The organism is Mediterraneibacter flintii (genome assembly GCF_055387595.1).
The window spans coordinates 237,239-249,705 of the sequence record NZ_AP031405.1 but is presented as its reverse complement, the minus strand read 5'-3'; the positions used below and the strand labels follow the sequence as shown (position 1 = coordinate 249,705).

9 protein-coding genes, 1 tRNA gene and 1 pseudogene are annotated in these 12,467 nt (G+C 42.7%); 2 read left to right on the top strand and 9 right to left on the bottom strand.

Annotated elements, in window-relative coordinates; genetic code table 11:
* The first annotated feature begins 163 nt into the window (after positions 1 to 163).
* A complete protein-coding gene (locus tag ACZ5C4_RS01155) occupies positions 164 to 436 on the top strand; it encodes a hypothetical protein (protein ID WP_464519437.1) in 273 nt (90 codons plus the stop codon).
* An 86-nt stretch (positions 437 to 522) separates the two neighbouring features.
* On the opposite strand, the gene ACZ5C4_RS01150 is transcribed toward ACZ5C4_RS01155, so the two are convergent.
* Positions 523 to 4,104, bottom strand: coding sequence for an ABC transporter ATP-binding protein/permease (locus ACZ5C4_RS01150; protein WP_464519436.1), 3,582 nt, complete (start codon positions 4,102 to 4,104; stop codon positions 523 to 525).
* 249 nt (positions 4,105 to 4,353) lie between these two features.
* Between ACZ5C4_RS01150 and hydA the strand changes: the two genes are divergently transcribed.
* The gene (hydA, locus tag ACZ5C4_RS01145) at positions 4,354 to 5,739 is read left to right on the top strand and encodes a dihydropyrimidinase (RefSeq protein WP_464519435.1); all 1,386 of its coding nucleotides are present in this window, start codon (positions 4,354 to 4,356) and stop codon (positions 5,737 to 5,739) included.
* Between the two features lie 77 nt (positions 5,740 to 5,816).
* Here hydA and ACZ5C4_RS01140 read toward each other — a convergent pair whose 3' ends face one another.
* The 8 genes and pseudogenes from ACZ5C4_RS01140 to ACZ5C4_RS01105 all read right to left on the bottom strand — a co-directional run bounded on the left by ACZ5C4_RS01140 (position 5,817) and on the right by ACZ5C4_RS01105 (position 12,302).
* Positions 5,817 to 6,917 carry a universal stress protein gene (locus ACZ5C4_RS01140; protein ID WP_464519434.1) on the bottom strand — a complete coding sequence of 367 codons (1,101 nt, stop codon included), beginning with the start codon at positions 6,915 to 6,917 and terminating at the stop codon, positions 5,817 to 5,819.
* Positions 6,918 to 7,046: 129 nt separating this feature from the next.
* On the bottom strand, positions 7,047 to 7,703 hold the full coding sequence (locus ACZ5C4_RS01135) for an orotidine 5'-phosphate decarboxylase / HUMPS family protein (protein WP_464519433.1): 657 nt from the start codon (positions 7,701 to 7,703) through the stop codon (positions 7,047 to 7,049).
* Between the two features lie 15 nt (positions 7,704 to 7,718).
* Complete coding sequence (locus tag ACZ5C4_RS01130) at positions 7,719 to 8,132, bottom strand: PTS sugar transporter subunit IIB (protein WP_464519432.1); 414 nt, start codon at positions 8,130 to 8,132, stop codon at positions 7,719 to 7,721.
* 713 nt (positions 8,133 to 8,845) lie between these two features.
* Positions 8,846 to 8,944, bottom strand: a pseudogene (locus ACZ5C4_RS01125) (helix-turn-helix domain-containing protein); the annotation flags it as partial.
* A gap of 182 nt (positions 8,945 to 9,126) precedes the next feature.
* Positions 9,127 to 9,198: transfer RNA gene (locus ACZ5C4_RS01120), tRNA-Cys, on the bottom strand.
* A 333-nt stretch (positions 9,199 to 9,531) separates the two neighbouring features.
* Positions 9,532 to 10,194 carry a PepSY domain-containing protein gene (locus tag ACZ5C4_RS01115; protein ID WP_464519431.1) on the bottom strand — a complete coding sequence of 221 codons (663 nt, stop codon included), beginning with the start codon at positions 10,192 to 10,194 and terminating at the stop codon, positions 9,532 to 9,534.
* Positions 10,195 to 10,269: 75 nt separating this feature from the next.
* Positions 10,270 to 11,631 carry a sensor histidine kinase gene (locus ACZ5C4_RS01110; RefSeq protein ID WP_464519430.1) on the bottom strand — a complete coding sequence of 454 codons (1,362 nt, stop codon included), beginning with the start codon at positions 11,629 to 11,631 and terminating at the stop codon, positions 10,270 to 10,272.
* Positions 11,628 to 12,302, bottom strand: a complete 675-nt coding sequence (locus ACZ5C4_RS01105; RefSeq protein WP_464519429.1) for a response regulator transcription factor — start codon at positions 12,300 to 12,302, stop codon at positions 11,628 to 11,630. The genes ACZ5C4_RS01110 and ACZ5C4_RS01105 overlap by 4 nt, the downstream gene beginning before the upstream one ends.
* Between the last annotated feature and the right edge of the window lie 165 nt (positions 12,303 to 12,467).

The following is a 12,467-nucleotide window of genomic DNA, read 5'->3' as shown; positions in this document are numbered from 1 at the left end:
TGCATTTATTTTATAGAACATACGTTCTATATTCAAGAAGTAATATTTTCCATAGTAAATGTATATAGAAACTAAACGTCGCCCGCCGCTAATAAAAAAGAGGTTTATAAGCGCCATAAAAGATGTTACAATAAAAAGTATAAAATCTGAAAGGAGTCATAAAATGTTAGAACAAAAAGATTTAGATGTTTTGAGAGAAATGCTGCGGACAGAACTATCTGCACATATACAAAAAACAGAAAATCTCTTGCTCGATGAGATCGGGCAGACACAAACATATCTGGAAAAACAAATTTGCGATATAAAAAAGAATATAGAAACTCTGGAACAATATTACAGAATTACGAAGCTGGAAAATGATAATACAACTATATTGTTGAAAATTATTGAAGACATGCAAAAACGACTGACAGAAATTGAAAAGAAAATAGCATAACAGAGAGTGCTGCTCCCTGTTATGCTGTATCGTCTGCAATACCTGTCTATTCTATTCTTCTATTCCTTATTTGTTTTTATTCTCCTCTATTCTGTGCGCAGCGCCGTTACTGGATCGCTCTTTGCCGCCTTTCTGGACGGAATCAGCCCTCCAAGCAGGGTAAGCACCACACTTAACAGAACCAGTATCACTGCCGGAACTGCCGGAAGAACCGCGCTGATGTCATTTGTTCCTGCCAGATGATGGATGAGAGCATTTCCTGGAATCAAGAGCAGCAGTGTAATCCCAATTCCTATCAGCCCTGCAAACAGCCCGATGATAAAGGTTTCGGCATTAAATACCTGGGAGATATTTCCTTTGGACGCCCCGATTGCCCTTAGAATTCCAATCTCCTTCTTCCTCTCCAGTACGCTGATGTAGGTGATGACTCCAATCATAATGGAAGAAACAATAAGCGAAATTGCCACAAATGCGATAAGCACATAACTGATAATGTCGATAATGTCTGTCACAGACGACATCAGCGCACCTACCATATCTGTGTAGGTAATCACCTGTTCTTCTTTTCCTTCTTTCTCCATACGGCTGTTGTAGTCATCCAGTATTTTTACAACCTCTTCCTTGCTCTCAAAGTCTGTCGGATAAATGTCGATCCCGCTTGGACTGTCAAAATCTACATACCCCAGCTTCTGGAGATTACCGTCATAAGATGCATCTTCCTGCGAAGCAAAGGACATCATCAGCTCTGTGAGTTCTTCTTCGCTCATGTTCATCTCAAACGCATTGGCAAACGCTTCTGCGTCTATACGCAACGCACTGCCCATACTCTCCTGTAACTGCGTACCGACCTGCCCCATTGCCTGCTGCATCACGCTTTCCATATTTTTGCTGATCTGACTGACTACCTGCTGCATAGCAGAAGAGATCGCGCCGGATATTGCCTCAGACATTGCTTTTGTATATACACCCATTGCATTCTGCATATAGCTTGCAACTGCTCCGGAAATCTGTCCTTCCAGGCTCTCCATATCCAACATTCCCATCACGCCGTAGGAAAGCGCCGTCTTTCCTTCCGGTGTGTTTAAATACTCCATAAAGTGATCGTCCATCATAGATGGGTCAGGGAAGCCATTGGCGGCCGCATATGTCCCATATCCGTCTGTCAGTTCTTGGGACAGCTTCTCAAGCTGTTCCTGCGTAATCTCTATATCCCCGCTTATCTGAAAGACACTGGAGGTATACTGTGAAAGAATCCCCTGTGCTCCGTCTGTCTGTAAATACTCGGCAAGATACTGCCCTAAGTTCTCTGCCTCTTCATATCCTTTGCCGTTTACATATCCCAGATAGCCTGTCAGGACATCTGTCGCCATCTGCTCAAGCTGGTCCACAGAAACAGACACATTTCCATTGTTCTGGATAATTGCCGCAATATTGTTCTTTAAAATCTGCTGTGCTTCCTCTGTACCCAGATACGTTTGGAAAAACTCATTTAACCGAGAATAGTCCGCTTCTGGATGCTGTGCCGCATATGCCTGATAACCTGCCAAAAGACTTGCGGATAAATTTTCCATCCCTTCCTCGGAAACGGTAAGCTCCAGCCCGTCCAGCATATCTCCCAGGCTCATATCCGGCATATCCGGCGTCTGCAGCTGAATATCATCCAAATCTATCATACCGGACATATCAAGCGCGCCGCCGTCCACGACAAACGCATCTGCTATGTTCATGTTGCCCATTCCCTGTGAAAACGCACTCTCATCAAACTGAAACGCATTTTCTAATGCCGCCTCATCCACAGTAAAGAGAGAATTCATATCAAACTCTTCTTCCTCTCCCTCTGTGCCAAACGGTTCGTTTGTAAATACGTCTACATCTGGATTTGCTATCTGCTGCTTTACAATTTCACTTTTCTCTGCCTGCTCTGCCACATGCTTTGTAAGAGATGCCGGATATCCTATGCCTGCGCTTAATGCCACTGCATTCGCATCTTCGGACGGCTGCACCACTCCTACGATTGTGAGATCCTCTCCGTTTTCTACAAGCTGCTTCATATAGTCTTCGTTGTCAGATTTGTCTTTCCATACCTTATATTGACTGTCATATTCATAATAGTCAGAACTATTTACCAGCTTAAACGTAATCCCTACCATATCTTCATAAGAATACGTGCCCATATCCTCGGGGACATGAATATCCTCTTCATTGATAAACTGCTCAATCATATCCTGAAGCTCCGCCGCGTCGCGCAGTCCCATTGTGTACAGCATAAAGTCGCTGATGCTCCCGCCGGAGGTCAATACCAGAACACATTCATTGTAGTTTTGAGGCCACCGTCCTGCCTTTACATCATACTGCCCTTCATAGAGCGTCTCATTTTCAGGCATTTCATAAAACACATCTGTACTCATCATGGAGGACATCAGGCTGTTTGACGACGTAGAGGATCCAAGCCCAAGCGCAGAAAAAGTTTTATCTGGGTTTACCTGCCGTATCTCCTCCCCATCCTGTCGGTAAATCTGCGGCATAGCATTGTAAGAATATTCTACCGCGTTCGTATAGTTTTCAATACCACTGTCCGCACTGTCCAAATACTGCTTTAGTGATTCCAGGTCATTGGAATCCATTGTAGAAAACATATCCGTAACCATCTGGATTACATGCACGTCGCCGGACTTGTCACTTTCTCCTGTCGTCCCCGTCTCGCCTCCGGTCATCATGCTGGTAAGATCAAAGCCTGTGCTTTGGATCTGAAGCGGATATTCTGACAGTGTATCTTCCTCCACTGACTGGATATAATCGTTGACCCCTGTAGAAAGCGACAGAATCAGCGCAATCCCGATAATACCGATAGAGCCTGCGAAAGAAGTCAGAAGCGTCCGCGCTTTCTTCGTGCGCAGATTGTTGAAGCTCAAGGACAGCGCCGTAAGAAACGACATGGACGCTTTCCCCATATTTTTGTGTTTCGGCTCCTCTAAGCTCTCTTTCTCCACCTCAAACGCATCCGAATCCTCCCGTATTTTCCCATCTCTTAATTTTACGATACGGGTGGCATATGCATCTGCCAACTCCGGATTATGCGTGACCATCACGACAAGGCGGTCTTTTGCCACTTCGCGGAGCAGCTCCATAACCTGAACGCTGGTTTCACTGTCCAGGGCTCCTGTAGGTTCGTCTGCAAGTACAATATCCGGATCATTTACCAGCGCCCGCGCAATTGCCACACGCTGCATCTGTCCGCCAGATAACTGGTTCGGTTTCTTATGTACTTGTTCCCCTAAGCCTACCTGTTCAAGTGCCTTTAACGCCCTTTCTCTGCGCTGTGCTTTGCCGATTCCAGAGATCGTCAGCGCCAATTCTACATTTACCAGTATCGTCTGATGTGGAATCAGATTGTAGCTCTGAAATACAAAGCCGATTGTATGATTCCGATAGGAATCCCAATCTCTGTCCTTATATTCTTTTGTAGAAATTCCATTGATAATTAAATCTCCTGTGTCGTAACGATCCAATCCACCAATGATGTTTAACAGTGTCGTTTTCCCCGAACCGCTGGGACCTAAAATAGCAACAAACTCATTGTCCCTTAAGTTTAAGCTCACATCGTCCAGCGCTTTTTGTACCAGCTTCCCTGTCCTGTATTCTTTGCATATATGTCTGATCTGAAGCATATGCCTTCCCTTTCTGTTCTATATTCTCATGTTTTGCATTATAATACTCGCGAAAATATGAATCAAGGAGATCATAGAATTTTAATATTTCCGCCCTCCCTGCATAGCCTTCTGCATCTCTGCCAGACGTCTTTCTCTGCCTTGTGCAATTCTTGAATTTCTTTTCTTATTGTAGTATTCTGTTCATATAGTATATATGCAGATTTTACAGAAAATTGGCAAAAAGAAAATAGAAAAAGGAGGCGCGGTATGAAAAAAATAATCAAAAACGGCAGGATTGCAACAGATTCCCAGGTGTTTAAAGGGGATATTCTGATAGAGAATGGTATCATTGCGGCGATCGGAGACACCTTGTCCGATCCGGATGCCGAGATCCTAGACGCCTCTGAAAAGTATGTGCTCCCAGGTGCCGTCGATGTACACACGCATATGGATTTACAGGCAGGCAAATATCGCGCTGTAGATGATTTTTACACCGGTACCGTTGCGGCAGCCTGCGGAGGAACCACCTCTATTGTGGATCATATGGCGTTTGGGCCTAAGGGCTGCAGTCTCTGGCATCAAGTAGAAGAATACCATCGGCTTGCCGACGGCAATGCTGTTGTAGATTATGGCTTTCATGGCGTTATCCAGCATGTCACCCCATCTGTATTAAAGGAAATGGAAGAAATCTCCGACAACGAAGGAATCACAAGCTTTAAAATCTATATGACCTATGATTTCATGCTAAAGGATGATGAAATTTATCAAGTGCTCAAGAAAGCAAAGGAAGCTGGTATCGTGATTGCCGTACACTGTGAGAATGACGGCGTTCTTAATTACCTTAGAAAAACCTATGTGGAGCAGGGGCTGACACAACCGAAATACCACCCTTTGAGCCGTCCGGCGCGCTGTGAGGCGGAGGCGATAAACCGCATGCTACATCTGGCAGCAATGGCAGGGGAAGCGCCTTTATATATTGTGCATTTATCCAGTAAAGAAGGGCTTTTGGAGATACAAAAGGCAAAGGCCTCCCATCAGAAGCATTTTGCAGTAGAAACCTGTACCCAATATCTTACTTTGACCGATTCTCTCTATCAGGATGACCAGGAAGGATTGAAAGCCATTATGTCCCCTCCTCTGCGTAAAGAGGAAGACACCCAGGCGCTATGGCAGGCGTTAAAAGATGATGTCATTGACGTCGTGGCAACCGATCATTGCCCGTTTCTATTTGCAGGAGACAAACAGGCAGGTGCAATGGATTTTACTGCCTGCCCCAACGGAGCGCCCGGCGTAGAAGAACGTTTACGTGTTCTGTTCTCGGAGGGGGTTATGAAGGGCCGCATTACACTGCCACAGATGGTAAAGTACCTGTGTACAAATCCTTGCCGCATGTATGGCCTGTATCCACAGAAGGGAACACTCCTCCCCGGATCTGATGCCGATATTGTCATACTGGATCCGACGAAAAGTCGCGTTCTGACCCATACAGATATGCATGGAGCATGCGACTACACCTGTTATGAGGGCTGGAAAGTCAAAGGGGATATCGAATTGGTTATGCTCCGGGGAAATGTCATTGTAAAAGACAACCATTTTCTAGGAGAAAAGGGCTGTGGCAATTACTTAAAACGGCGGAAAAGCATACTGGTGTAAGGACATAAATTCCTTACACCAGTTAAAGGCGCCTCTGCCCTTAGAATACCGGAAAATGACACAGAAGCAGCAGCCTGTTAAAAATAGTCATTCGGTGTGACAATCACCTGTACATTTTCCAGCTTTTTGAGTACTTTATTTATAGTAGAGCCGCGCACTGCACGCACGAACCAGCTTCGGTTCGTATGTCCAATCAGCAGCTTTGTAATTTGTTTTCTGGCAGAAAAGTTTATTAACTCCTCTGAAACCGATTTTCCTTGTAAGACAAGACATTCTGCTCCCAGGTGTCTGGCAAGCTGAAAGTTTTTCTCCAGCACCGTCCGCGTCGCTTCGGTTTCCTTCGCACTAAGCCAGTGGGTACAGTCTACATATATTACATAAAAGTCTCCTTTTAGCCTCTGATTCAGCCTAGCTCCCTCTCGGATCAGATGCTGACTCTGTTCACTTGCTTTGATCGCTACCAGGATCCGTTCTGTCGTATGCCAGAAGCTATTAATATTATGCTGCTGGCGATATTCCTCTAAGTCTACATCTACCTGATCTGCCACCTTGCGCAGCGCCAATTCCCGCAGTGCGTTTAAGTTGCCTAGACGGAAGAAGTGCTCCAGTGCTTCCGCCGAATGTCCGTCGGCATAAATTGCCCCTCTTTTTAAACGGTTCTGCAGGCTCTTAGGCTGAATATCTACGATCACAACCTCATCTGCTTCTTCCAGCACCTTATCCGGTAAAGTTTCTGTCACATGGATTCCGGTAATCCTTTCTACTAAAAACGTCATACTTTCCAGATGCTGAAGATTCACTGTGGAATAGACATTGATTCCATTTTCCAGGAGTTCTAGTACATCCTCATACCGTTTCTTATGTTTCATTCCTTCCGTATTCGTATGTGCCAGCTCGTCTACTAATACAAGCTGCGGATGTCTTCTGATAATTTCCTCTGTATTCATTTCCTGAAAACAGTGCCCATTATGCCATACATCCAGATATGGCACCTGCGGTATTTCTCCGATCTGCTCCTCTGTCTCCTGCCTGCCATGCGGTTCAAAATACCCGATAACCACATCCCGCCCTCTCTCCTTTAGGCGGTTTGCCTCCTGAAGCATCGTATAGGTTTTTCCTACCCCTGGCGCATATCCAAGAAAAATCTTCAGCTTTCCATATCCTTCTTTTCTGTCCACCGTACTTTACCATTCCTTTATCACATAATTTCAGTGATATTCTAGCATGGTCCGTATGAAAATCATGTTAAAGTTTTAGCAAATAACCCCTCTGTGTATGCTCTACACCGAGGGGTTCTGCTTCAGCTCTTAGCCAAATACGGTTTCTATTTCCTTTTTAAACAGTTGTATCTGTTTCAATGGATTCTCACTTTTGGCAATTGCAGTCCCTACTATAAAAGAATAAATAGGAAGTCCTGCAAAATCTTGAATACTTTCCAGTTTTAATTTTCCTGTAACAGATACATCAAAACCTGATTTACACAGAGTTTTTACTATTTCCGTGTCATTATTATTCCATGCAAATCCCGGATTAATAGAATGATAAATCACATTTTTTATACCTGCGCTGCGCCATTTTTCCATATATTCTTCTGTATACATTTTTCCATTTTCTATATGGATATACATATACATCTTCTTATTACGTTTATGATAGATTTCATCTACAGCTACAGCTATCATATCTAAATCTATACTGCTGACAGCGATAATAGCATCTGCCCCTGCGTCCATAAGCGGCGGTACACTACCACGTGCTGTTGGCATAAGCATCTTAATGTCTGCAACGATTTCTTTATCTGGGAAAAGAGTTTTTACATATTTTATAATCTTATTCCCTTCAGATAAAATAATGCTTGAACCCATCTCAATAATATCTGCTGTTTCTCCCACTCCCGCTTTCAGGCAATCTAACGTCTCTTCTACCGACAGGGTATCCAACGCATAATGCAACTTTGGTATCATTTTGTATCCTCCGTTCTATTTCAGTTTTTCTTTTAATTTGTCAAAAGATACGATTTTTTCCTGGGGCATAAACTGCAAATAAATTTCTACGCCTTCCTTCTCCAGTTCTTTCAGCAAATCCATTTCTTCTTTATTCATAAAACATGTTTTATACACGCTTATACGTCCTGGTGCAGTTGGAATATTGCCTATATTCAGTTTCTCGTATTTGAATCCTGCCTTCCATGTTTTATATGCAGTTTGAACATCACGGAATAAGACCATTACCGTTCCGTTCCCAAATGAATCCATACTCCACTGTGCCGCTGCCTGTTCTACCGAATAACAGAGTGCCTTTGTCCCTGCCGGCGCTGCAAACTGTAATCCCATAGCCATCATTTCATTGGCCGCAACTACATCATCAATCACAATAATTTTCTTTGCATGCATCTATCTCCATCATTGACTATATAAATGGAGAATTTTTTGTTCAGACTTTAAATAACACTTCTCATCTTGAGAGCCATTAAACTATAACGTATCCGTTATATATTACCTGTCACTTTCTCTTAAATAAAAAATACCTTAATAGTTCAACACAGTCATCTTTCCTGTGCTTTACTATTAAGGTACAATTATCTATCTCTTTTAAAGAGGCGCAGACCGGATTTGAACCTCTGCACCTACCAAAAAAGCCGTATAGAAGGGAGGGTTGCGCCACTTCTGCTATTACTGTACAAGATTTGTACAACTTTTTCATTTTCTTTTATATAGTTTTTAAAACCTGCATTTTTCCTTGTCAGAAAATGTTATTTTTGCTAGAATAAATTAGGCACTATCAGAAAAACGGTAGGCGGTTAGTCCTTCTACGGAGGGACTGAACCCTCTGATTACATAGAAATCTCTGTAAAGAGAAATCTGCGGAAAGGAGGGCAAACTTATGAGTGATTTTGAAATGCTCTCTATTGTATTAATGATACTTAGTATCGTTGTAACAATATTAGTCGCATATATCAATCATACAAAAAAGTAACCGCCCCTCAGCCAAAGGATTGCGGTTACTTTTTGTAGCTAAAAAAATTTGGGACTAACCGCTTATCGGTAGTGCCTTTTTCTATTCTTATTTTAGCAAAACAAACTTATCTTGTCAAACACTGTTCTTTTTAATCTCCAATTACGCAAAATGTGTTGTCATCTGGATAATGTCTCATAATATCCTCAACCTTACAATCCAGTATGTTACATACCTTATCTATTGTATTTACTTCTGCATTTTTATTATTGTCAACTTCTTATATATTTGAACCTTTGTTTCTGCAATAAATTATATAGACAGGGCGCTTTCACCACTTATGCTATTGCTATATAGAATTTGTACAATGAAATAAAAAAGAAGAACACCCAGAAATGCTTGATTTTCAAGCATTTCTGGGTGCCTGACAAGAGGCGCAGACCGGATTTGAACCGGTGAATCAGGGTGTTGCAGACCCACGCCTTACCGCTTGGCTACTGCGCCTGAGTATGAGCACTTAGTGTCTGTTTTTTAGGCACTTATGTGCGAACCACATCGCCACTGTTAATGAGGTTCTTTCGAATTTACAAGGCGATGTTTCCTTGACTGTACTTAGCAACCGTCCTTTGGTTGCTTACGTGCTTCCACTGCATATATTATTCATGCAACTCCTAAATTATACCTCAAATTTTGCTTTTCGTCAAACTATAAACTGCTTTTTGTTGACCTCTTTTTCCAAGTTTTTCTATTTCCTTTCACTTTTTAATTTTATCAGAATAAAAGAGCAGGCAGGTAAATCTTAATCCGAATTTCGTATTCCCCTGCCTGCCCTTATTTTTATCTTCTTTCTTCACTCCATTCCAGAACAGTCCCTGTATTTGCGTCTATTTCAAAATCGTACTCTCTCTGCTCGTGAATAATATCCCCTTCATATTTGTACTGCCCGTCGTCAAAATCCAGTTCTATTCTCACATCTCTGTCTGTCGCACCAGGCACTCTTTCGAGAGCAATTTGTATTGCTTCTTCCATACTAAGCGCTACGTTTGAAGAATTCTGTGCTGTATTACCGGTACCGTTCTGTGCCGCATTGCCGGTTCCATTTTGTTCTGTACTGCCGGTTCCGTTCTGTGTTTGCTCTGACTGGCTACCTGCGGTATTTTCATTTCCCGAACCATCTTTCCCCTGTGTATTATTTTGTACTGTCGAATTCTGAATTGTCTCTGTATCCACGCTTAAAATATCGCCGTCCGTCGCGTCTATCTCATATTCATACCCTTTGCCATTTACATCAAACCGAATCTCATAGGTTTTTCTTCCATCATCCCTATCTTCTGAAACCTTCAGCCTCGTAGTGTCTTCTTCTTTTACTCCCGCATCATTTAATGCAGCCTCCAGCGCGGCATCTTTTCCTATATCTTTGCCGCCTCCAATTCCACATCCTGTCAGTGCTCCTAAGACCATAACTGAAACCAGCGCCGCCGTCATATATTTTTTTATCATACAATTTTTCTCCTTCCTAAACTTTGTTCTTTTATTTATCTGCTATCAGTATATCCAAGAAACATTAAAGAAAGATTAAAGAGGAAGATAAAATATAAATTTACTTCCTTTTCCCTGTTCACTCTCTACCTCGATTCTTCCGCCGTGTGCCTCAACAATCCACTTTACCATAGAAAGACCCAGTCCAGAATGACTACTGTCTGTACGTGAGGTATCTGCACGGTAAAACCGTTCCCAGATATATGGCAAGTCCTTTGGCGCAATTCCGATTCCGTCATCCTCCACCATACCCGCAATTTCTTCCCCTCTCTTCTTTAAAGATATTTTTACTGTTCCTTTCTCCTTGCTGTATGTCACAGCATTAGAAATGAGATTCACCAGCAGACGGATATAAAAGCTCTCATCCACTTGCGCAAAAATATCTGGAGCAATATCTGTATAGATCTTCACGTTCTTTTCCTCTGCAAGCAGCTGCTGTTCTTCTGCTATTATCTGTGTCAGCTCACTTATGTTCAGGCGTTCTTTATTCAGCTTCTGCCTGCCTTCGTCTGCGCGGGACAGTAAAAGCAGATTCGAAATCATTCCTGCCATCTCTTGTGCTTTTCTCTCTATCAGCCTGATCGGTTCTTTCTGCCTTTCAGATAGTTCCTGATCAGAAAGACATGCCTCGCACTGCGCCAATATCACGCTGACCGGCGTACGCAGTTCATGGGACACGTCCGACGTAAACTGCTTCTCCCTTTGAAAAACACCCTCAAGCTGTCCAAGCATCTGGTCAAATGTATGCGCCAGATGATACATTTCGTCTCTTCCATGCTCCCGTCCCTTTGTCAGCTCTACCCGCCTTGACAGATCCGCATCTGTACGAATGTCCTGTACAGTTTCCGTTATTTTCTTTACGGGCAGAAGCGTCCGTCTCGTAAAGCGATAACCGATAAATGCCTCTACTCCTGCCAATAGCGGAAGTATAATCATGGAAAAACGCAGGGTAATCCGAAAGCTTTCTTCTGCGTCTGTAACGGACGTTATCCCTCTTATATATACCGTCTTTCCTTTCTCCGGTCGGTAAGAGAGATCGTACACATACCATTCTCTATTCTTTTCGCGTATTCTGCGTATCTCTCCATCGGAAAATTCTGGCTGTTCATCAAATCCATAAGGTACCTTTCCGTACAGGAAATACCCGTCTTTTTCATATACTGCAAGATAGATTCCATTCTCCACAGAATAAAAGTCTGCGTCTACCTCTACCTTTCCATCTTCCGCTTCTATATCCTCTACGCTCTCCTGTACTCGAGTTTCCAACTGATTTTGTGTGGAAGTCAACACTTCCCGCGAACTTAAAGAAAATAAGATTCCAAGCGCCGTACAGGTAACCAGAATCATAAAAAGCGTATATACAATCGTCAGCTTTACTTTTAAAGACAGTTTTCTCATTCTCTCTCCTTTAATATATATCCGGTTCCTCGCACTGTATGAATCAACTTCTTTTCATATCCTTCATCGATCTTTTTGCGCAGGTACCGTATATAGACATCAATTACATTGGAACCGCCCGCATAGTCATAATTCCAGAGATGCTGCTCTAATTTCTCCCTGGATAACACAATTCCTTTATTCTGTATCATATACCGCAGCAAGGAAAATTCCTTTCCAGAAAGCTGAATCTCTTTCCCATCTCTTAGCACCTGGTGCGTATCTGTATGCACCTCAAGGCCTCCCTCCTGGTAGCAAGAATTCTCTGCTGTATCGGGTCTTCTAAGCAACACCCGTATTCTTGCAAGCAATTCCTCAAAAGCGAACGGCTTTACCAGATAATCATTCGCTCCTGCGTCCAGTCCCTTTACTCTGTCTTCTATACTGTCTTTTGCTGTCAGCAGAAGTACAGGCGTATTCTTATTCTGCCTGCGCAGTGTCTTTAGAACAGACAGTCCATCCTTTTTTGGCATCATAATATCCAATATCACCGCATCATACTGCGCGCCGGCAATATAGTCCAGCGCCTCTTCTCCGTCAAAGCAGGCGTCTACGCTGTAATGTTCCTCTTTTAATCTGGCTGCAATTATCTGATTCAAGCTTTTTTCATCCTCTGCAATCAAAATCCGCATAAAATCACCTCATTTTTTTAGTATACCCTTTTCATTTTCCTATTGGCAAGAATTATTGCCTGCAGTTTTTGACCTATGTATTCTCCTGTCTTAAGAGTATACACCCTTTAGATTAAAATTAAATTAAGTTATTCTCATTTTTAAATAGATTTTTCACATTCAGAT

Excerpts from the sequence above, each read along its gene's own strand:
- ACZ5C4_RS01130 (WP_464519432.1), bottom strand. The coding sequence starts at position 8,132 with ATGCATGCAAAGAAAATTATTGTGATTGATGATGTAGTTGCGGCCAAT.
- ACZ5C4_RS01155 (WP_464519437.1), top strand. The coding sequence starts at position 164 with ATGTTAGAACAAAAAGATTTAGATGTTTTGAGAGAAATGCTGCGGACA.
- ACZ5C4_RS01105 (WP_464519429.1), bottom strand. The coding sequence starts at position 12,302 with ATGCGGATTTTGATTGCAGAGGATGAAAAAAGCTTGAATCAGATAATT.
- ACZ5C4_RS01110 (WP_464519430.1), bottom strand. The coding sequence starts at position 11,631 with ATGAGAAAACTGTCTTTAAAAGTAAAGCTGACGATTGTATATACGCTT.
- hydA (WP_464519435.1), top strand. The coding sequence starts at position 4,354 with ATGAAAAAAATAATCAAAAACGGCAGGATTGCAACAGATTCCCAGGTG.
- ACZ5C4_RS01115 (WP_464519431.1), bottom strand. The coding sequence starts at position 10,194 with ATGATAAAAAAATATATGACGGCGGCGCTGGTTTCAGTTATGGTCTTA.
- ACZ5C4_RS01150 (WP_464519436.1), bottom strand. The coding sequence starts at position 4,104 with ATGCTTCAGATCAGACATATATGCAAAGAATACAGGACAGGGAAGCTG.
- ACZ5C4_RS01135 (WP_464519433.1), bottom strand. The coding sequence starts at position 7,703 with ATGATACCAAAGTTGCATTATGCGTTGGATACCCTGTCGGTAGAAGAG.